This is a genomic window from Rhodococcus sp. 27YEA15, assembly GCF_049739425.1.
In the GTDB taxonomy this organism is placed as follows: Bacteria; Actinomycetota; Actinomycetes; order Mycobacteriales; family Mycobacteriaceae; genus Rhodococcus_F.
The window spans coordinates 1,280,001-1,301,284 of the sequence record NZ_JBMHHW010000001.1 but is presented as its reverse complement, the minus strand read 5'-3'; the positions used below and the strand labels follow the sequence as shown (position 1 = coordinate 1,301,284).

14 protein-coding genes and 2 rRNA genes (1 of these 16 only partly in view) are annotated in these 21,284 nt (G+C 63.9%); 7 read left to right on the top strand and 9 right to left on the bottom strand.

The window, feature by feature from the left end; all coding sequences use genetic code 11:
• Nucleotides 1–4 precede the first annotated feature (4 nt).
• Nucleotides 5–2,053: an ATP-dependent DNA helicase gene (locus ABH922_RS06005; protein ID WP_424806051.1), complete on the top strand. Its 2,049-nt coding sequence runs from the start codon at nt 5–7 to the stop codon at nt 2,051–2,053.
• 149 nt (nt 2,054–2,202) lie between these two features.
• Here the strand turns inward: ABH922_RS06005 and glgP are convergent, their stop codons facing one another.
• The gene (gene glgP / locus ABH922_RS06000) at nt 2,203–4,803 is read right to left on the bottom strand and encodes an alpha-glucan family phosphorylase (protein ID WP_424806050.1); all 2,601 of its coding nucleotides are present in this window, start codon (nt 4,801–4,803) and stop codon (nt 2,203–2,205) included.
• Between the two features lie 217 nt (nt 4,804–5,020).
• Between glgP and ABH922_RS05995 the strand changes: the two genes are divergently transcribed.
• Genes ABH922_RS05995 through ABH922_RS05985 form a run of 3 tightly spaced genes read left to right on the top strand, consistent with a single transcriptional unit; the run spans nt 5,021 to nt 10,694 of the window.
• Nucleotides 5,021–7,045: a maltotransferase domain-containing protein gene (locus ABH922_RS05995; protein ID WP_424806049.1), complete on the top strand. Its 2,025-nt coding sequence runs from the start codon at nt 5,021–5,023 to the stop codon at nt 7,043–7,045.
• The gene (gene glgB, locus ABH922_RS05990; RefSeq protein WP_424806048.1) at nt 7,045–9,246 is read left to right on the top strand and encodes a 1,4-alpha-glucan branching protein GlgB; all 2,202 of its coding nucleotides are present in this window, start codon (nt 7,045–7,047) and stop codon (nt 9,244–9,246) included. Before ABH922_RS05995 ends, glgB begins: the two co-directional genes overlap by 1 nt.
• Nucleotides 9,246–10,694 (top strand): neutral zinc metallopeptidase, encoded by a 1,449-nt coding sequence (locus ABH922_RS05985; protein WP_424809580.1) that lies wholly within the window; start codon nt 9,246–9,248, stop codon nt 10,692–10,694. The genes glgB and ABH922_RS05985 overlap by 1 nt, the downstream gene beginning before the upstream one ends.
• A gap of 33 nt (nt 10,695–10,727) precedes the next feature.
• On the opposite strand, the gene ABH922_RS05980 is transcribed toward ABH922_RS05985, so the two are convergent.
• The 3 genes from ABH922_RS05980 to ABH922_RS05970 all read right to left on the bottom strand — a co-directional run bounded on the left by ABH922_RS05980 (nt 10,728) and on the right by ABH922_RS05970 (nt 13,400).
• Nucleotides 10,728–11,636, bottom strand: coding sequence for a co-chaperone YbbN (locus ABH922_RS05980; RefSeq protein WP_424809579.1), 909 nt, complete (start codon nt 11,634–11,636; stop codon nt 10,728–10,730).
• A gap of 105 nt (nt 11,637–11,741) precedes the next feature.
• Nucleotides 11,742–12,101, bottom strand: coding sequence for a DUF3817 domain-containing protein (locus ABH922_RS05975; RefSeq protein ID WP_424806047.1), 360 nt, complete (start codon nt 12,099–12,101; stop codon nt 11,742–11,744).
• 105 nt (nt 12,102–12,206) lie between these two features.
• On the bottom strand, nt 12,207–13,400 hold the full coding sequence (locus ABH922_RS05970) for an acetyl-CoA C-acetyltransferase (RefSeq protein WP_424806046.1): 1,194 nt from the start codon (nt 13,398–13,400) through the stop codon (nt 12,207–12,209).
• Nucleotides 13,401–13,518: 118 nt separating this feature from the next.
• Here ABH922_RS05970 and mce point away from each other — a divergent pair, with 118 nt between their 5' ends.
• A complete protein-coding gene (gene mce, locus ABH922_RS05965; protein ID WP_424806045.1) occupies nt 13,519–13,983 on the top strand; it encodes a methylmalonyl-CoA epimerase in 465 nt (154 codons plus the stop codon).
• Between the two features lie 40 nt (nt 13,984–14,023).
• Complete coding sequence (locus ABH922_RS05960) at nt 14,024–15,031, top strand: hypothetical protein (protein ID WP_424806044.1); 1,008 nt, start codon at nt 14,024–14,026, stop codon at nt 15,029–15,031.
• A 7-nt stretch (nt 15,032–15,038) separates the two neighbouring features.
• Here ABH922_RS05960 and ABH922_RS05955 read toward each other — a convergent pair whose 3' ends face one another.
• A complete protein-coding gene (locus ABH922_RS05955) occupies nt 15,039–15,377 on the bottom strand; it encodes an ATP/GTP-binding protein (protein ID WP_424806043.1) in 339 nt (112 codons plus the stop codon).
• 19 nt (nt 15,378–15,396) lie between these two features.
• On the bottom strand, nt 15,397–16,068 hold the full coding sequence (nucS, locus tag ABH922_RS05950; RefSeq protein WP_424806042.1) for an endonuclease NucS: 672 nt from the start codon (nt 16,066–16,068) through the stop codon (nt 15,397–15,399).
• 42 nt (nt 16,069–16,110) lie between these two features.
• Between nucS and ABH922_RS05945 the strand changes: the two genes are divergently transcribed.
• Nucleotides 16,111–17,709 (top strand): adenylate/guanylate cyclase domain-containing protein, encoded by a 1,599-nt coding sequence (locus ABH922_RS05945; protein WP_424806041.1) that lies wholly within the window; start codon nt 16,111–16,113, stop codon nt 17,707–17,709.
• A gap of 23 nt (nt 17,710–17,732) precedes the next feature.
• On the opposite strand, the gene ABH922_RS05940 is transcribed toward ABH922_RS05945, so the two are convergent.
• From ABH922_RS05940 to ABH922_RS05930, 3 genes are all read right to left on the bottom strand, one after another.
• Nucleotides 17,733–19,451, bottom strand: a complete 1,719-nt coding sequence (locus tag ABH922_RS05940; protein WP_424806040.1) for a metallophosphoesterase — start codon at nt 19,449–19,451, stop codon at nt 17,733–17,735.
• A 179-nt stretch (nt 19,452–19,630) separates the two neighbouring features.
• Nucleotides 19,631–19,747, bottom strand: a 5S ribosomal RNA gene (gene rrf / locus ABH922_RS05935).
• A 171-nt stretch (nt 19,748–19,918) separates the two neighbouring features.
• Nucleotides 19,919–21,284, bottom strand: a 23S ribosomal RNA gene (locus tag ABH922_RS05930) (it continues 1,771 nt past the right edge of the window).

Sequence of the window (21,284 nt, the reverse complement as noted above, 5' to 3'; positions counted from 1 at the left end):
TTCAGTGGCCGCTCAACTTCCCAACGTTCCCGAACTGCTCCGCGCGGCGGTGCAGTCCCTGGGTGGTGCCGAGCGGACCGCCCAGCTGACCATGGCGTCGGCGGTGGCGCATTCGATCGACACCGGCGAACACCTCGCCGTACAGGCAGGCACCGGGACGGGTAAGTCGCTGGCTTACCTGGTGCCGAGTCTGCGGCACGCGGTGGAGTCGGGACGAACCGTCGTGGTCTCCACGGCCACCATCGCTCTGCAACGTCAGCTGGTCGATCGAGACCTGCCACGTTTGGCCGACGCCCTGAAAAAGCCACTCGGACGGCGGGCAGAGTTCGCAATCCTCAAGGGCCGCAACAACTATCTGTGCATGAACAAGATTCACACCGGCGCGTCCGAGCAGCCTCCCGAGGACGAGTTGTTCGACCCCTTCACGGTGTCCAGGCTCGGCCGCGAGGTGGTGCGGTTGACCGAGTGGTCATCGGACACCGAGACCGGTGACCGCGACGAACTGGTGCCGGGCGTCTCCGATCAGGCGTGGCGTCAGGTCAGCGTGACCTCGCGCGAGTGCATCGGCAAGAATCAGTGCCCCGTCGGTGAGGACTGTTTCGCCGAGCGCGCCCGGGTCGAGGCGTCCAAGGCCGACGTCGTGGTCACCAACCACGCGCTGCTCGCCATCGACGCCATCACCGGCATCCAGATCCTGCCCGAACATGACGTGGTGGTCATCGACGAAGCCCACGAACTGGTAGACCGCGTCACCGGCGTCGCAACAGCAGACCTGACCGCCTCGTCGATCAGTGCAGCGGCCAGGCGAACCGGCAAGATCGTCGAGGAACGTGACGCCGACCGCCTCGAAGCCGCCGGGGAGGGCTGGGCCGGACTGCTCGAGGAGCTTCGCCCCGGACGCTGGGAGGGCTTGCCGGACGGGGCCGCACCCGCCCTGGCCGCGATTCGTGACGCCGCCTGGTCGTTGCGCACCGCGATCGGGCCGGCCAAGCCGGGCATGGCAGCCGCCGACCCCGAGGCCGCTGCCGCCAGGAATGCCGCCCTGTCTTCCGTCGACGATATTCACGACAGCGCCGTGCGCATCCTCACCGCCTTCGACGAACCGGATCCGGCCAAACGCAAGGACGTCGTCTGGCTGTCCTCGGACGAGTTCCGGGGTTCGGTGCGCCGCTCGGTACGCATGGCTCCGCTGTCCGTCGGCGGTCTGCTGCGCACGCGCCTGTTCGCCGAGTCGACGGTGGTCCTCACCTCCGCGACGCTGACCGTCGGCGGCTCGTTCGACGGTCTCGCCGTCAACTGGGGACTGCCTGCGGAATCGTCGACCACACCGAACACCGGGACCGCCGTCGGCTCCGAAGCACCTTCCGACGCTTCGGCATTGCGCTGGAACTCCCTCGACGTCGGCTCCCCCTTCGACTACCCGAAGGCAGGCATTCTCTACATCGCCCGGCACCTGCCCACTCCGGGCCGCGACGGGTTGGCGCCGGTCTATCTCGACGAGATAGCAGATCTGGTCCAGGCGACCGGCGGGCGCACACTCGGCCTGTTCTCCTCGATGCGAGCCGCCAAAGCCGCCGCCGAAGCCATGCGCGAGCGCCTCGACACACCGGTACTCTGCCAGGGCGACGACGCCACCGGCACCCTCGTGAAGGCCTTCGCCAAGGACGAGCCGACGTCGTTGTTCGGGACGCTGTCGCTGTGGCAAGGTGTCGATGTGCCCGGCCCGTCGTTGAGCCTGGTGATCTTGGACCGGATTCCGTTCCCTCGCCCCGACGACCCGCTGTTGATGGCGCGTCAACAAGCCATCGAGTCGCATGGCGGCAACGGATTCCTCGGAGTCTCCGCCAACCACGCGGCGCTCCTGCTGGCTCAGGGCGTCGGGCGCCTGCTGCGCAGCGTCGACGACAAAGGTGTGGTGGCCGTCCTCGACCCGCGACTTGCCACTGCGCGCTACGCAGGCTATCTGCGGGCGTCGCTGCCGCCGTTCTGGGAGACGAGCAAGCCGGATGTGGTTCGCAAAGCCCTCACCCGCATTCGCGATTCGCGCCCCTGACCGAATAGCGGTCAAATGTGCACCGCGCTACCGAATAGCGGTCAAATGTGCACCGAGGCCCGGATGAGAAGTCACATCCGGGCCTCGGTACACCACGCTGGTGCAAGTAAGCCCGCCTCCGCCCCGACGGAGTGGCGGCAGGCTCCCGGTCAGGCGTTCGCGGTGGTGACCAGTCCGAGCTCGGAGGCATTCACCAACAGTCGGTGATGCGGTAACACCCGCACCGTGTACCCGACCGAACCCGACACCGGCAGCGCCACGTCCGCTTCGAAGTTGTCCGCTCCGTCGGCGGCGCCGACGTGCTTCATCGCGAACGTCACCACGTCCGTGAGATCGTCCTCGGGTCCGACCCGTCCGACGACAGCCTGCACCTCGACGTCGGCGACGGACAGCGCGCCCAGACGGACGGACGCCGTCAAGGCGATGCTCGCACCGATCTCCGGGGTGTCCGGCAAACCCGATCCGTCGACCTGATCGACGCGCACCGACGGCCAGCCGGCTTCGATCCGACGTCGGAACTCGGCAAGTTCGCGGGCACCGGAAAAGCTGTCCGCCAACACTTCTCGCGCTGACCCGGCAGACTTCGCGTAATAGTCCACCGCGTAGTCGCGCACCATCCTCGAGGCCAAGACCTTCGGACCGAGATGCTCGAGGGTGTGCCGGACCTTCTCGACCCAGTGAACCGGTAGACCTGCCGAGTCACGGTCGTAGAACGTGGGCAGGACTTCGTGCTCGAGCAGTTCGTAGAGCGCCCCGGCCTCGAGATCGTCCCGGCGAGTGTCGTCGAAGACACCGTCCGCGGTGGGGATGGCCCAGCCGTTCTCGCCGTCGTACATCTCGTCCCACCACCCGTCGCGGATCGACAGGTTGAGGCCGCCGTTCAGGGCGGACTTCATGCCCGACGTCCCACACGCTTCGAGTGGTCGCAGCGGATTGTTGAGCCACACGTCGCAACCCCAGTAGAGGTAGCGTGCCATCGACATGTCGTAGTCGGGCAGGAACACGATGCGATGTCGAACGTCGGCCTCGTCGGCGAACCGGACCACCTGCTGGATGAGCGCCTTGCCCCCGTCGTCGGCGGGATGCGACTTACCTGCCACCACCAACTGCACGGGACGCTTCTCGTCGAGGAGCATCGCGCGCAGACGGTCCGGATCGCGCAGCATCAGCGTGAGCCGCTTGTAGGTGGGAACACGGCGGGCAAAGCCCACGGTCAAGACACTCGGGTCGAACACCGACTGCGTCCACCCGAGTTCGGCCTCGGTGGCGCCGCGTTCGAGCCACGACGCTCGCACCCGTCGACGAACCTCGTCGACAAGTTTGCCGCGCAACGTGTTTCGAGTACTCCACAGTTCCGCCGCCGAGAGTTCGTGCAGGCGCTCCCAACCGCGGGCTTCTTCGAGATGTTCGTCACCGACCATGCGCCGGGCGATGTCCATCCACTCCGGTGCCGCCCAGGTGGGGGCGTGAACACCGTTGGTGACCGAGCCGATCGGAACCTCGGCGGCATCGAACCCCGGCCACAGACCGTTGAACATCTCCCGGCTCACGATGCCGTGCAGCTTCGAGACTCCGTTGGCGCGCTGGCCGAGACGAAGACCCATGTGCGCCATGTTGAAGATCGACGGATCGGCTTCGCGACCCATGCCGACGATTCGGTCGACGGTCAACCCCGGCAGGAGCGACGACTCGTTCTCGCCGTTGGTGCCCCCGAAGTAGTGCCGGACCAGATCAGCCGGGAAGCGGTCGATACCGGCAGGCACCGGCGTGTGAGTGGTGAAGACGGTGCCTGCCCGCACCACCGCCAGTGCCGAATCGAAGTCGAGCCCCTCGGCGGTGACGAGTTCTCGGATTCGCTCGATGCCGAGGAACCCGGCGTGGCCCTCGTTCATGTGGAACACCTCGGGGGCAGGCAGACCGTACGCGGCGGTATAGGCGCGGACGGCCCGCACCCCGCCGATACCGGCCAGGATCTCCTGCTTGATGCGGTGATCCTGATCACCGCCGTACAGGCGATCGGTCACTCCGCGCAGCTCCGCGTCGTTCTCGGGGACGTCGGAGTCGAGAAGAAGCAGCGGCACCCGCCCCACCTGGGCAATCCACACCTGCGCACGCAGAATCCGGCCACCGGGCATGGCGACGTGAATGATGACCGGTGAACCCTCACCAGACGACGGGCCGGCATCGGTCAGCAACCGCAGAGGCAACCCCTGCGGATCGTGCGGCGGGTAGTGCTCGGCCTGCCATCCGTCGGCCGTCAACGACTGACGGAAGTAGCCGGACCGGTAGAGCAGTCCGACACCGATGAGCGGCAATCCCAGATCGGATGCGGCCTTGAGGTGATCGCCGGCGAGAATGCCCAGTCCGCCGGAGTAGTTGGGGAGGACTTCGCTGACACCGAACTCCATCGAGAAGTACGCGATACCCCCGGCTGCAGGCGCCCCCTTGGCAACCTGCCCCTGATACCACCGCGGAGTGCTCAGGTAGTCGTCGAGATCTGCTGCGGCACTGTCGAGATCGCGGAGGAATTCCGAATCGGTACTGAGTTCGTCGAGCCGAGCCGGATCAACTTCGCCCAGGATTCGCACGGGATCGAACTGGACGGTACGCCACAGTTCGGGGTCGAGGCGCGAGAACAGATCCTGTGTCTCGGGATGCCACGACCACCGGAGGTTGGTCGAGAGTGGAGCGAGTGCGGCGAGGCGCTCGGGAAGATGGGCACGGACGGTGAACCGACGCAAGGCTTTCACTCCGCGAACCCTAGTCGAGATCGGGCCGACATGTCCGGTGTAGTCGCGCACACCCGAGCGGGTGTAGCTCTCGCCGTTCCCGGCAGTCGAGCTCCCGCCGTTCCCGGCGGTGCGGCGTCCGACCCACTACGGTTGAACCGGGCGAGCACCTCGCCCGCGCTCTGGCCCCACCGGCAGACGTACACGACTGCGATCGATCAGCAGAAATGGAGCCCACGTGACAGGACGCCTCGGTATCGACGACGTGGTACCCGAGATCTCGGGCGACTATCCCGCAAAGGCTGTGGTGGGAGAAATCTTCCCTGTTCACGCTACGGTCTGGCGGGAGGGTCACGACGCCGTGTCCGCCACCCTCGTCGTCCGCGGACCCCGCGGTAGCAAAACTCTGCGCATCCCGATGGACCCGGGCGCACTACCGGACACCGTCGATGCCGTGTTCACCCCGACCGCCGAAGGATTGTGGACTTTCCGCATCGAGGCGTGGAGCGATCCGATCGCAACCTGGAAGCACGCCGTCGAGGCGAAGTTGTCCGTGGGACAGGGCCCGGTCGAGTTGGCCAATGACTTGGAAACCGGGGCACGACTGTTCGAGCAGGCCGCGCTGGGTCTACCCCAGGGCAGCCGCTCCCGGTTGGCTGCCGTGACCGCCGCACTACGTGCCGATCAGACCGTGACCGCCCGCGTCGCCCCGGCCTTCGCGTCGGACGTGGCCGAGTTGCTGCGCGCCGCTCCGCTACGCGAGTTGGTCACCAAGGGCAAATCACACCGAGTGATCGTCGATCGCACGAGAGCCCTTTTCGGGTCCTGGTACGAATTCTTTCCGCGATCGACCGGCGGGTGGGACGAGAACGGGAAGCCACGGCACGGGACGTTCAAGACTGCGGCCGCCGACCTGCCGCGCATCGCGGCGATGGGTTTCGATGTCGTCTACCTGCCGCCGATCCACCCGATCGGTGAGATCAACCGCAAAGGCCGCAACAACACCCTCACCCCCGAACCCGACGACGTCGGTTCACCGTGGGCCATCGGATCCTCCGACGGCGGACACGACGCCGTTCATCCGCAGCTGGGCACGCTGAAGGATTTCAAGGCCTTCGTCGCACAGGCCCGCGCGCTCGATCTCGAGGTCGCACTCGATCTGGCTCTGCAGTGCGCACCCGATCATCCATGGGCGAAGCGACATCCGGAGTGGTTCACCGTCCTGCCCGACGGAACCATCGCGTACGCGGAGAACCCCCCGAAGAAGTACCAGGACATCTACCCGATCAACTTCGACACCGATCCGCGCGGACTCGACAAGGAGATCCTGCGCGTCGTACGGCATTGGATATCGGTCGGGGTCAAGATCTTTCGGGTGGACAACCCGCACACCAAACCTCCGAACTTCTGGGAAACACTGATCGCCGAGATCAAGAAGTCGGACCCAGACGTCCTGTTCCTGGCCGAGGCGTTCACCCGCCCGGCCCGCATGTACGGGTTGGCGCGACGCGGATTCACCCAGTCGTACACGTACTTCACGTGGCGGATCGCGAAGTGGGAGCTCACGGAGTTCGGCAACGAACTCGCCGCGAAGGCCGACGAAGCCCGCCCCAATCTGTTCGTGAACACCCCCGACATCCTGCACGAGTCCCTGCAACACGGCGGCCCCGGAATGTTCGCACTTCGAGCAGCGTTAGCCGCCACCCTCGCGCCGACGTGGGGCGTCTACTCCGGATACGAGCTCTACGAACATCAAGCGGTTCAGCCCGGCAGCGAAGAGTATCTGGACTCGGAGAAGTACGAGCTTCGCCCACGCCGCTTCGCGGAGGCCGCCGCACGCGGCGAATCCCTCGAACCGTGGATCACCGCGCTGAACAGAATTCGGCGCGCCCACCCGGCATTGCAGCAACTGCGTAACCTGCACTTTCATCACATAGACAACGACGCCCTGATCGCCTACTCCAAATTCGATGCCGCCACCGGTGACGCAGTGCTGGTTGTGATCAATCTCAATCCCTTTGCCCCGGAGGAAGGCACGGTGTGGCTGGACCTGCCCGCCCTCGGCCGTGAATGGCACGATCACATGACCGTCCTCGACGAGGTGACCGGCGAGCAGTTCAACTGGGGTCAAGCCAATTTCGTCAGACTCGAGCCCTGGCGATCCGTGGCCCACATTCTGGCGTTACCGCCGGTACCATATCCGGCTCGGATCGCATTGGCGTACCAGGCACGCAATGCACACAACACAGGTGGAGGCAACTGATGCCGGCAGACAAGGCCTCGGCCGGCATCGTTCCGGACGACCACGATCTGGCCCTGCTGGCGCGCGGTGAACACCACGATCCGCACAGCGTACTCGGCGCCCACTCCCATCCCGGCGGTACCGTGGTGCGGGCTCTGCGTCCACACGCCGAAACCGTCGAGGCGGTGATCGGCGGGAAAACTTTTCCACTCCAACATGTCTCGGATGGGATCTTTGCTGCTCTCGTCCCCTACTCGGATCTGGTCGACTACCGGTACCGCATCACCTACCCCGGTGGGCGCACTGCGACCGCAGCAGATCCGTACCGATTCCTGCCGACCCTCGGCGAACTCGATCTGCATCTGTTCGGTGAGGGTCGCCACGAACGGTTGTGGGACGTCCTCGGGGCACACCCCCGCTCCTACGAGACACCCGACGGAACCGTGACGGGCACCTCGTTCGCAGTGTGGGCGCCGGCCGCACGCGGCGTCAGCGTCGTCGGCGATTTCGAAGGATGGGAAGGGCGGTTCGCGCCTATGCGGGTGCTCGGCTCCACCGGAGTCTGGGAACTTTTCGTCCCCGACATCGGAGTCGGGGAACTGTACAAGTTCCGGGTGCACGGCCAGGACGGCTCGGTACGGGACAAAGCCGACCCCATGGCATTCGGGACCGAAGTGCCGCCCGCCACCGCCTCACGCATCACCACGAGTTCACACGAATGGTCCGACGCCGCCTGGCTCGAGACCCGCGCAGGCACCGATCCGTCGCAATCTCCGATGAGCGTGTACGAGGTGCATCTGGGTTCGTGGCGTCCCGGCCTCGACTATCGGCAACTGGCCGAGGAACTCGCCGATTACGTCCTCGCGACGGGATTCACCCACGTCGAACTGCTCCCGGTCTCCGAGCACCCGTTCGGCGGATCGTGGGGCTACCAGGTCACGTCGTACTACGCGCCGACTTCTCGGTTCGGCACCCCGGACGACTTCCGCTGGTTCGTCGACCACCTCCACGGCGCCGGGATCGGCGTGCTCGTCGACTGGGTGCCTGCGCATTTCCCCAAGGACGAATGGGCGCTGGCCCGGTTCGACGGAACCCCGCTCTACGAACACCCGGATCCGCGCCGTGGTGAGCAGCTGGACTGGGGCACATACGTATTCGACTTCGGCCGACGCGAGGTGCGAAACTTCCTGGTGGCCAACGCACTGTTCTGGCTCGACGAATTCCATGTCGACGGCCTGCGCGTCGACGCCGTCGCCTCCATGCTCTATCTCGACTACTCCCGGCCGGACGGCGGTTGGGTCCCCAACATCCACGGCGGACGCGAGAATCTCGAGGCCGTCACGTTTCTGCAGGAGATGAACGCGACCGTCCACAAGAAACACCGGGGCGTGGTCACCATTGCCGAGGAATCGACGGCCTGGCCGGGCGTCACCCGAGCCACCAACGTCGGCGGTCTCGGCTTCACCATGAAGTGGAACATGGGATGGATGCACGACACTCTCGGTTTTCTCGGCCACGATCCGGTGCACCGCTCGTATCACCACCACGAGATCACGTTCTCCCTCATGTACGCGTGGAGCGAGAACTACCTACTGCCGATCAGCCACGACGAAGTGGTCCACGGCAAAGGCACCCTGTGGACGCGCCTGCCTGGCAGCGATTTCGACAAGGCCTCCGGTCTTCGGTCGCTGCTGGCGTACATGTGGGCACACCCCGGCAAGCAACTGCTCTTCATGGGACAGGAATTCGGGCAGACCGGTGAATGGTCGGAGGAGCGTGGTCTCGATTGGTGGCAACTCGACGATCCGGACACCGGCGGACTGCACCGCGGCGTCCGACAATTGGTGAGTGATCTGAACTTCGCGTATCGGAACCACAGTGCACTGTGGACCCTCGACACGTCACCGGGCGGCTACTCCTGGATCGACGCCAACGACACCGAAAACAACGTCCTCAGTTTCCTGCGTTACGGTACTGACGGCTCGATAGTCGCCTGCCTGTTCAACTTCTCGGGCAGCGCCCACTCGAGCTACCGCGTCGGGCTACCGGAGCCCGGCCGGTGGGTTGAAATCCTCAACACCGACGCACAGGCGTACGGCGGCTCGGGTGTGGGCAACCTCGGAGCGGTGACAGCGACGTCGCACTCGTGGCACGGTCGGCCGGCTTCCGCGGAGGTCGCACTTCCCGCGGCCGGAGCGATTTGGATGAGTTTGGAGCGTTGATGGTGCTCGGTCGGCGAACGACGGTGATGGCGGCTTCTCTCGTGGCCGTGTCCGCGCTGGTGGTGGGCTGCGCGAGTACCGCAGGCCGACCGGTCTCCATCTACCACGATCCGTTCCGCGTCGCCGGCCTGGACGCCACCGCCGGGCCCAGTGGATCACGACCCGGCGCGCCGAACGCCGTTCACGACATCACCGGTACCGACGGCGGCCCGATCGACGCGCTGGCGGCCAATGCGATCACCGACATCGAGACGTACTGGAGTCAACAATTTCCAGCACTGTTCGATCAACCGTTCGAACCGGTCGACGAGCTGATCTCCTGGGACCCGACCAGATCGGACGGCCCTGTGTTCTGCGAGGAAACCACCGAGGAACTGATCAACGCCGGTTACTGCAGCATCGACCACACCATTGGTTGGGATCGGGAACTGCTGCTCCCGGAAGTGCAGGAAAAGTTCGGTGATGTTGCTGTCGCATTCATCTTCGCGCACGAGTACGGCCATGCCGTGCAGCGACGGGCCGGAATCGCCATGGGAGGGCGTGAGGCCGCACTGGTACGTGAGCAGCAGGCGGACTGCTTCGGCGGCGCGTTCCTGCGCGCTGTCGCCGAGGACAAGGCCGCACACTTCACCGTCAACACCTCTGACGGACTCAACAAGGTGCTGGCCTCGGCTGTCGCGATCCGCGATGAAGATCCCAATGATCCGGAAAGTCACCACGGTTCGGCATTCGAACGTGTCACCGCCACCCAGATAGGCTTCACGGACGGCCCCGGCGCGTGCGCCCGAATGGACGCCGACGAGATCGACTCACGTCGCGCCGATCTGCCCCAACAGTTCACCCAGGACTCCGATTCGGGCGAATTGCCCGTCACCGAGGAGACGCTCGCTCAATTCGTCGCAACATTTCAGGCGATCTTCGATCTGCCCGATGCCCCGAACGTCGTCTACTCCGGAGCCGACACCGGTTGCACCGACGCCGTCACCACCGAACCCGTCTCGTACTGTCCGGCTACCAATACCATCGGCATCAGCGTCCCCGAACTGGCCGAGCGCGGAACCCCCGGCCGAATGGGTCGACGCGAATTGATCCAGACCAACATCACCGGGGACTACAACGCATACGTACTGCTCGTCTCCAGATACACCCTGGCGATGCAGAAAGGCCGCGGTCAACCACTCGACAGCCCACAGACCGCACTGCGTGCAGCGTGTCTGTCCGGTGTCATCACCGCAGCTCTGAGCCCCACCAACGCTGCGGCCTCCGGGGCGCAGGTGACGCTCTCCCCCGGCGATCTCGACGAGGCTGTCTCGGGCCTGCTCACCGACGGCCTGGCGGCCAGCGATGTCAACGGCGAAACCGTACCGAGCGGCTTCGCCCGAGTGGATGCCTTCCGGACCGGGGTTCTCGGTAGCCAGGAAGGCTGCGACAGCCGCTACACCGAATAGCGAGGTCGTCAGCGTCAGGCCGCGCAGCGGGGATCAGTACAACGCCGACGCCAGCTTGCGTCTGGCAGTGATGACGATCGGCTCGGCTGGATCGAACAGCTCGAAGAGTTCGAGGAGTCGGGTGCGGGCGGCGGCCTTGTCGTCGCCCGCAGTGCGTGAGACGACTTTGATCAACCGGGCGAACGACTCTTCCGGTTGCTGAGCGAACATCTCCAGATCCGCCGCGGCGAACTGCAGCTCGAGATTGGACGGATCGGCGTCCGCGGCGGCAATCGATTCGGGATCGAGACTCTGGACCCGGGCCATGAACTTCACCTGACGGATGGCTCCCAGTGCCTCGGCGTTGGCCGGCTCGGAATCCAGGATCACCTGATACGCGGCGATCGCGCCGTCGAGGTCGCCCGCGTCCAACAGGTCTTCGGCTGCGAGGAACCGCGGGTCGACCACATCCGGCTCGGCGTCTGCGCCGTCGGCGACCGGGCCGGACAACTTCCCTTCGACAGCCTGGAGAACGGCGGCGAACCATCCGTTGAGCTGTTCTTCGGGCTGTGCGCCCTGGAAATCGGCCAACGGTTGACCCGCAGCGACGGCGATGACCGTCGGTATGGACTGGACTCCGAAAGCCTGCGCGATACGCGGGCTGACATCCACGTCGACGTTCGCGAGGATCCACTGGCCGGCCGCTCGCGCGGCATGAGCCTCGAGAACTTCGGTGAATACCACAGACGGCTCGTACGCGCGTCCGCCGATGTTGACGATGACCGGTACTTGATTCGACTTCGCCAGAACTTCCGCCTCGAAGTTCTGTTCGGTCACCTCGACAACAGCGCCGGGGGTTGCCACAGCGCCACTTTGAGCGCCGGAGCTTGCCGCAGCAGCCGGACGCGACGGCGGCGCCGTGGCACGTTCCTTGAGAGCGGAGAGGTCCACCGCACCACTCATGGCGGCAGCAATTGCGGACGAACGAACTGGGGGCCTGGAGCCTGGTCGAGTCACGACTCCCATTTTGTCACGCCTGAACGAATCAGACGAAGACGGCTGTGCGGCTCAGGCGTGAACTGAGCCGGCACGCTGTGGAGAGGTGGACAATTCCGCCATCTTCCCCGTTCGACTCGCCCACACCTCGAAGACGACGGTGCCGAACGGCGGGATGCTCGCGAACAGTGCCCACAGGGTGGTGATCACGCTCCAGCGAAGTTTCACAGCGGTCAGAATTGCCACTGCCACGTAGGCGACGAACACGACGCCGTGGATGGGTCCGAAAACCTTGACGCCGATCTCACTGCCGTTGTCCGGGATGTATTTGAAGGCCATTCCGATCAGCAGACCGAGCCAGGTGAAGGCCTCGAGAATTGCAACGAACCGGAAGCGCTTGGCAGTGGTACTGAGATCGAAGACGTTCGCCATGCGCCCCATTGTGCCCGAACGACTACGACGCCCCGTAGTTGTGTGAGGAAAACCACGGAGCGTCGTCGAGCATTAATCCGAAAAACGGTGTAACGCGGCTGTAAATCAGGCTTTGGGGACGTGGAGGATGAGGGCGTCGCCTTGTCCGCCGCCGCCGCAGAGTGCGGCTGCGCCGGTGCCGCCGCCGCGGCGTCGGAGTTCGAGGGCGAGGTGCAGGGCGATGCGGGCGCCGGACATGCCGAGGGGGTGGCCGAGGGCGATGGCGCCGCCGTTGACGTTGACGGTGGTGGGGTCGAGGCCGAGTTCGCGGGTGGAGGCGATTCCGACGGCGGCGAAGGCTTCGTTGATTTCGACCAGGTCGAGGTCGGTGGGGTTGATGCCTTCTTTGGCGCAGGCTGTGGCGATGGCGCGGGCGGGTTGGGATTGGAGGGTGGAGTCGGGTCCGGCGACGACGCCGTGGGCGCCGATTTCCGCGATCCAGGTCAGGCCGAGTTCTTCGGCTTTGGTTTTGCTCATCACGATCACGGCGGCGGCGCCGTCGGAGATCGGGGAGGCGGAGCCGGCGGTGATGGTGCCGTCCTTGGCGAACGCGGGACGTAGTTTGCCGAGGGATTCGGTGGTGGTGTCGGCGCGGATGCCTTCGTCTTGGGCGATGACGATCGGCTCGCCTCTGCGTTGGGCGATGGTGACGGGGACGACTTCGTTGTCGAAGAGTCCGTTTTTCCAGGCGCGGGCGGCGTTCTGGTGTGAGGCGGCGGCGAAGGTGTCTTGTTCTTCGCGGGTGATGTGGGTGGATTGTTGTTCGTTGACGTGTTCGGTGAGCAGGCCCATGGCTTGGTCGGTGAAGATGTCGTGGAGGCCGTCGTAGGCCATGTGGTCGCGGAGGGTGACGTCGCCGTATTTGAAGCCTTCGCGGCTTTTGTCGAGGAGGTGGGGGGCTTGGGTCATCGATTCTTGTCCGCCGGCGACGATGGTGTCGAATTCGCCGGCGCGGATGAGTTGGTCGGCGAGGGCGATGGCGTCGATGCCGGAGAGGCAGACTTTGTTGATGGTCAGGGCGGGGACGTTCATGGGGATGCCGGCGGCGACGGCGGCTTGGCGGGCGGGCATTTGGCCGGCGCCGGCGGTGAGGACTTGTCCCATGATGACGTAGTCGACTTGTTCGGGGGTGATGCCGGATTTGTCGAGGGCGCCTTTGATGGCGATGGCGCCGAGGTCGGATCCGGAGAGGGTTTTCAGGTTTCCCAGGAGTCGACCCATCGGGGTACGAGCCCCCGCCACAATCACAGAACTGGTCACGATTTCCTCCGGCTGTAAAGAAGTGAGAAGACAAGACATTTCCGAATTCACCCCAGGCTTCGATCGCCCGGCATGACCCGACGCGTACCCGACAAACGGTAGCGCTACCGTGAACCACATGACACAGACCTCCCCCCTCGGCCCCCTGTCGTCCGACCTCGTCGTGGCGATAGACCACGTCGGTATCGCGGTCCCGGACCTCGATGCAGCCATCGCCTGGTACACCGACCATCTCGGAATGGTGTCCACCCACGAAGAAGTGAACGAGGCTCAAGGCGTCCGGGAAGCGATGCTCTCGGTCGTCGGCGCCCCGGCCGGAGCCACCGCACTTCAGCTACTCGCTCCCCTCGACGAGAACTCCACCATCGCCAAGTTCATCGACCGCAGTGGCCCCGGGTTGCAGCAGCTCGCCTACCGGGTGACGGACATCGACGCGATCTCCGAACAACTCCGCGAGCGTGGCGTCCGATTGCTCTACGATGCACCTCGTCAGGGCACCGCGAACTCGCGAATCAACTTCGTACACCCCAAAGATGCCGGCGGCGTACTGGTCGAATTGGTCGAACCAGACGCAAGCCACTAGCAGTCCCGACTCCGACAGGAATGCCAGGTAGATTGTCGCCATGGCATACGAGCAGGACCGCGGTTCGATCCAACTTCCGTTTCAGATCGCACGCAAGGGCTACGACCGCGACGAAGTGCGTAACTACTTCGAGCGTTTCGACGCGGAGTTGCGCGTCACGGCCGCTGACCGTGACGCCGCAGCTTCGCAGGCCCGCGACCTGGCCAAACAACTCGACGATGCCCGCGACGACATCGACGACCTACGCAAGGACGTCGACCGTCTTTCCGTTCCGCCGACCACCGCGGAGGGGATGAGCGATCGCATCAGTCGCATGCTCCGTCTCGCGTCCGACGAGGCGTCCGAGGTTCGCGCCAAGGCCGAGGCCGACGCCGCGGAGATGACGTCCATCGCCGAACAGGACGGTGCGCGGCTGCGAGGGCACTACGAGTCCTTGATCGCCGAACTCGAAGATCGTCGCAACGCCATGGAAACGATGCACGAGCAGACGATGGCGCAGGCCCGTACCGAGGCAGCGCGGATCGTCGAGGCCGCGCAGGCCGAGCGCGACCGTCTTGCTGCCGAGTCCGAAGCCAAGCGCACCCAGATTCGGGAGGACTTCGACATTTCGATGTCCGAGCGCCGGGCCAAGGTCATCGCCGCTGTCAACGAATTGGAAGCCTCCAGTAAAGCCGAAGCCGAACGGCGCTTGTCCGACGCGACGCACGAATCGCAGCGTCGTTTGCAGGCGGCAACCGATCAGTCGGAGCGAAAGATCGCCCACGCGAAGGAATTGGCCGAAGAGCTGCGTGTACTGCGCGGCCGAATTCTGGCTCAGCTGCTGGGAATCCGCGGTCAACTCGATTCTGTTCCCGCGATGCTCGCTTCCGTCAATCGTGAAAGCGAGCTGCTGGACGGACCGGCGGCATCGGCAGCGGCAGACGTCGACGACGCGGATCTCGACGGCGAGCAGGTCGAGCCCGAAGACGACGACTCGAACACCGACGACTCGAGCACCACCGAAATCGACGTCAGCGTGGTGGAGCAGCGCGCCCAAACCCGGAGCTGACCAGGTCTCAGGACCAGCGCCTGGTGAGCCCGCGCGTACCGCGACCGGACCAGCACCCGGTGTGCCAATGACGACGTTCCTCCGCACCACCGGGCTCGGACGGCCACGTCACGACGTGCGCGACGCCTGGACGAATATCGTGATCGCAGCCCGGGCAGCGGTAACTCTTCGTCGCGTTGGCGCCCGGAATGGGGCGCACCAGGTAAAGCTCTCCGCCCGGACCCGGCTCTTCTCGAACCAATGCTCCGCCGAACAGCATTCCGCTGTGCGGGGGCACACTCGGGCCACGTCCGCCGCGAGATTCGACGCGGGACGTGTGCTTCGGGGAAGGCTTACGACGCGGCATGGTGAGAAGTCTAACGATTTCAGAACAGCCGGAACTCTGTGCTTTCCGTCCCACGTAAGGCTTCGTAGTCCAGAACCAGGCAACGGATGCCTCGGTCGTTTGCCAACGTCTTCGCCTGCGGCTTGATCTGCTGCGCCGCGAACACTCCGGTCACCGGGGCCAGTAACGGATCGCGATTGAGCAGTTCCAGGTATCGCGTCAACTGCTCGACTCCGTCGATCTCTCCGCGTCGTTTGATCTCCACGGCCACCGACGCCCCGTCGGCGTCGCGCACCAGAAGATCGACGGGCCCGATCGCCGTCATGTACTCGCGGCGAACCAACGTGTAACCGGCACCCAGTGTCTCGACGTGTTCGGCGAGAAGTTCCTGAAGGTGCGCCTCCACACCGTCCTTGACCAAGCCGGGATCGATACCGAGTTCGTGAGAGGAATCGTGCTCCACCTCCTCGATGGTGATCCGAAGTTCCTCCCCGGCCTTGTTGGTCACCACCCAGAGAATATCGTCGTCGGCGGTGGTCTCGACCAGCCAGCACGGTGGGCTCATCCAGTTCAGCGGCTTGTACGCGCGGTCGTCGGCGTGGATGCTCACCGAGCCGTCGGCCTTGACGAGGAGGAGTCGTCGGGCGACGGGGAGATGGGAGGTCAGTCGACCTACGTAGTCGACACGACAGCGAGCAATTACTAGGCGCACTGGACCACCCTAAGGGATAGCGGCGGATAGTCTCGACACACTATGCAACGCACCCACAAGTCCACGGCTCCTCTCGGGTCCCGAATCCTCGGGTCGGCCGACGAGAGCCCGCGGCGGCGCCGGATCAGGGTGCAACTGCTGCTGACCGCTCCGCTGCTGATCACGAATCTGATCGGCGCGACGTTGGCGATCGTGCTGGTGACCTTCGTGGTACCCGGCCCGTCGATCATCGGCCGTCAGTTCGGCTGGATCAATTTCATAGCACTCCCGATCTTCATCGGGTGTGTCTTCCTGATCGGCCTGTTCTGGGGCACCAAACGACTCGTACACGATTTACGTTGGGCAACAGAGAATCAGGTGCCCACTACGGCGAATCAACGTGCCGCACTGCGCGGACCCTGGCGATTGACCCGCGTCCAGGGTTTTCTCTGGACAGCCGCTCTGATCACGTTCACCACCATGTACGGGGTAGTCGATCCGAGCACCATCCCGAAAGTGTTGTTCACCATAGCTTTCAGCGGTATCACCACCTGCGCGTTCTGCTACCTCCTCAGCGAGTTCGCGCTGCGCCCGGTCGCCGCACGGGCCCTCGAACACGGTGTGCCTCGCAAAGCCGCCGTTCTCGGGCTGACCGGCCGCACGATCTTCATCTGGGTACTCGGCAGTGGTGTGCCGGTTTCCGGATTGATGTTGATCGCCATCTTCAATTACATCAGGCCGGCCACCACGGACGCGTTAGCCGTGTCGATTCTCGCGATCGGCGGAGTGACCATCTGCGTCGGACTGAGCTTGACGTTCATCAACAACCGTTCCTCCGCGGCGCCGATCCGTTCCGTCCGACTCGGCATGGAGCAGGTCACGCGCGGGGATTTCACGGCGTCCGTCGTCGTGTACGACGGCACCGAGCTCGGGCTTCTGCAGACCGGTTTCAACCGGATGGCCGAAGGGCTGCGAGAACGTGAACGCATCCGCGATCTGTTCGGTCGCCACGTCGGTCACGAAGTAGCCGCGAACGCGATGCTGAACAACCCCGAGCTCGGCGGCGAGGAACGCGACGTCGCCGTCATGTTCGTCGACGTGATCGGTTCGACCACCATGGCCGCGACCAACTCCCCCACCACCGTCGTGGCATTGCTCAATCGATTCTTCGAAGTGGTGGTCGACGAGGTGGATCGGCACGGGGGCTTTGTCAACAAGTTCGAAGGTGATGCGGCACTGGCGATCTTCGGGGCACCGACCACGATCGACGATCACGCGGGTAGTGCTCTGGCCGCGTCGAGAGCCATCACGTCTCGATTGGCGGCGGAGGTTCCCGAGATACGGACCGGAATCGGAGTGGCTTCGGGCGTGGCCGTTGCCGGTAACGTCGGTGCCAGGGAGCGCTTCGAATACACCGTCATAGGTGACCCGGTCAACGAAGCCGCCCGGCTTTCGGAGTTGGCGAAATCCGTCGACGGACATCTGGTCGCGTCCGGGCACGCCGTCGAAGCCGCCGACCCCGGTGAGAGCAGGCACTGGAGGTTCACCGAGACAGTCACCCTCCGTGGACGCTTGGCGGAGACCACTGTCGCCGTTCCCGAGCGGCCGGTAGGTACGCGACCGACAACGACGACGGTCCCGATGGCCGACGATCAGATGTGACTTGTCACGGTCTCGTCGTACTGTCAGGACGAGCCGAAGCGTCCGCCGAGAGGAACATCTCGCCGATACGTGACCCGGTCGAACTCGCGGCCGTACTCGTCGATCGCGGCAATATGCATCTCGCTCGGGACTATCCCCGCAATACCCGGAACGACGTCCACGCGGATGAACGAATAGTTTCTGAATCGCACGCGCGACCAATGGATCGACTCGGCGGACTTCTGCCCTTCGGGTGTCCAGACGTAACTGTTCGACACCGCCGTGTCTTCCACGACGTTGCCACGGTAGCTCTCGAGTTCCTGGGGCTGGAAACCGTAGCGGGGTCGGCCACCGCCGCCGACGGTGTAGTAGACGGTGCCGTCCGTCGCCGGATACACCACCGACTGATCCGCCGCCACCCGTGTCGGGGTTCCGCCGCGGACCGGGTCGGTGCGTTCGAAAACGTGATTGTGACCCTGTAACACGACGTCGACCTGGTACCGGTCGAACAACGGAACCCACGCATCGCGTACACCACCGTCGCTGGCGTGCGAGTCCGTTGTCGAATAAGCGCAGTGATGGAAGAAGCAGACGATGAAATCGATCTCGGGATCGGCCCTAAAATCCATCAAAGCCTTTTCCACCCAAGAGGTTTGAGCCCCGCCGGAGTACCCGGTATTGGCCTTGATCTCGTACGAGATGTCGTTGGCGTCGAGGGAGAGAACCGCGACGTTGCCGTAGACGACGGAATACACCGACGGGCAACCGGTCGGACCGTTCTCGGGTTGATCCAACCGGGCCGCATGGCCGCCGTAACCATCTGGACTGTACAGCGCTTCCATGTCGTGATTGCCGGTGGCGAACAACCAGGGCGCCGACATCGCGCCGGTCTCGATCGCGGCGAAGTATCCGTCCCAGACGTACGGGTTGTATTTGTCGAACCCGCTCGGAGGTGTCTTTCCGCTCGGCGCGAACTGTGGCGGCAACCCGGCTCCCGACGGATCGGCGTAGGCGATGTCGCCGGCCAGGACGTGGAAATCCGGTTTGGCTGCGGCGATCTGCTTCACGATGTTCGCAGAGTGACGAACCGTCGGGTCGTTGTCGGCCTTGTAGTACAGGTCGTCGTAGTCCCCTGGTTTCAACCCGGGCGGTTGGGTGGGCGTCTCGTCCACACCCTGGTCCCCCATCATCGTGAAACGAAACGGAACACTCCGTCCGGCGGGTAGTGCCGTCCATACGCTCTGCACGTCGCCGACGTATCCGTCGACTGTGCGCCACCGGTAGAAGTGTGGCGTCTTCGCCGCCAATCTGTCGACCGGAACATGGACGTAGAACTGTTCAGCAGAGAGGATTCCGCCGTCGGTCTGTGGTACTTGGCTCAGCAGATTGCGCACCTCGGCTGCTGTCGTCGCACCGAGCGCCGGGGTAGGGCCGTGATCGAGGAAGACACCGGTGGCTCCGGGGTTTCGGGAGAGCTGGGCCGAGAAGCGAAGCTGTGACGACGGGTCGACGCCGAACGAGGTGTGTCGACCCCCTACCGCCAAGGGCGCATCCTGGGCGTAGGCAATCTGGGACCACGACGTATTTCCGACCGCGACGACGGCAGCTGCGGCAGCCGATCCCGCGAGAAAGTTACGGCGGGACACCGGATGTCGGCGTAGGAACGACCGATGCCAGTCGTACTGCTCTGCGATGGTCATGTTCGCGGCAAGATTCTCCGGTACCCCGGTCGCCACAGTTTCACCTGCTGGGTTTATCGGCATGAGGTAACAGTTCCGACATTGAAAGTCGCCGAGGCTTAAGGGCGCCGTCCGGGCGATGAACAGCAGATGAAAAGTGATGAATGCGTCGGCAAAAAGCGCATGGAGTTAAAATTAACCCTTGCGTTGTTCAGAAATGAGTAAAGCCCCCCAACGGTGTTGGGGGGCTTTACTGAATGTGTGTTCGGCGGTGTCCTACTCTCCCACACCCTGTCGAGTGCAGTACCATCGGCGCTGAAGGGCTTAGCTTCCGGGTTCGGAATGGGACCGGGCGTTTCCCCTTCGCTATGGCCGCCGTAACTCTATGAAACTGTCACAGTGGACGATAACCGCGATCAGCGGACACCATGTTCGGATCCACCCCTGTCGCCGGCTCGGTGAGCTGGGGTGGGGGGTGGGTGCGAACATCATGTTCGGTGATCGGGTATCTGTGTTGTTTCAGATACCGCACAGTGGACGCGTAGCTTCTTTGTGGTAAGTCCTCGGCCTATTAGTACCAGTCACCTGCATGCGTTACCGCACTTCCAGTTCTGGCCTATCAACCCGGTGGTCTGCCGGGGGCCTTACCCCCTCGAGGGGGTGAGAAACCTCATCTTGGAACAGGCTTCCCGCTTAGATGCTTTCAGCGGTTATCCCTTCCGAACGTAGCTAACCAGCGGTGCTCCTGGTGGAACAACTGGCACACCAGAGGTTCGTCCGTCCCGGTCCTCTCGTACTAGGGACAGCCTTCCTCAAGTTTCTTACGCGCGCGGCGGATAGAGACCGAACTGTCTCACGACGTTCTAAACCCAGCTCGCGTGCCGCTTTAATGGGCGAACAGCCCAACCCTTGGGACCTACTCCAGCCCCAGGATGCGACGAGCCGACATCGAGGTGCCAAACCATCCCGTCGATATGGACTCTTGGGGAAGATCAGCCTGTTATCCCCGGGGTACCTTTTATCCGTTGAGCGACACCGCTTCCACTTGCCGGTGCCGGATCACTAGTCCCGACTTTCGTCCCTGCTCGACCTGTCAGTCTCACAGTCAAGCTCCCTTGTGCACTTGCACTCGACACCTGATTGCCAACCAGGCTGAGGGAACCTTTGGGCGCCTCCGTTACATTTTGGGAGGCAACCGCCCCAGTTAAACTACCCACCAGGCACTGTCCCTGAACCAGATCATGGTCCGAGGTTAGAGGTCCAATTCGATCAGAGTGGTATTTCAACAACGACTCCACGATAACTGGCGTCACCGTTTCACAGTCTCCCACCTATCCTACACAAACCGAACCGAACACCAATACCAAGCTGTAGTGAAGGTCCCGGGGTCTTTTCGTCCTGCCGCGCGTAACGAGCATCTTTACTCGTAATGCAATTTCGCCGAGTCTATGGTTGAGACAGCTGAGAAGTCGTTACGCCATTCGTGCAGGTCGGAACTTACCCGACAAGGAATTTCGCTACCTTAGGATGGTTATAGTTACCACCGCCGTTTACTGGGGCTTAAATTCTCAGCTTCGCTCCGAAAAGCTAACCGGTCCTCTTAACCTTCCAGCACCGGGCAGGCGTCAGTCCGTATACATCGTCTTACGACTTCGCACGGACCTGTGTTTTTAGTAAACAGTCGCTTCTCACTGGTCTCTGCGGCCCCACCCAGCTCAGGAAGTAAATTCCGTCACCAGACGAGGCCCCCCTTCTCCCGAAGTTACGGGGGCATTTTGCCGAGTTCCTTAACCATAGTTATCTCGATCGCCTTAGTATTCTCTACCTGACCACCTGTGTCGGTTTGGGGTACGGGCCGTGTGAAAGCTCGCTAGAGGCTTTTCTCGGCAGCATAGGATCACTGATTGAATTCGCCTC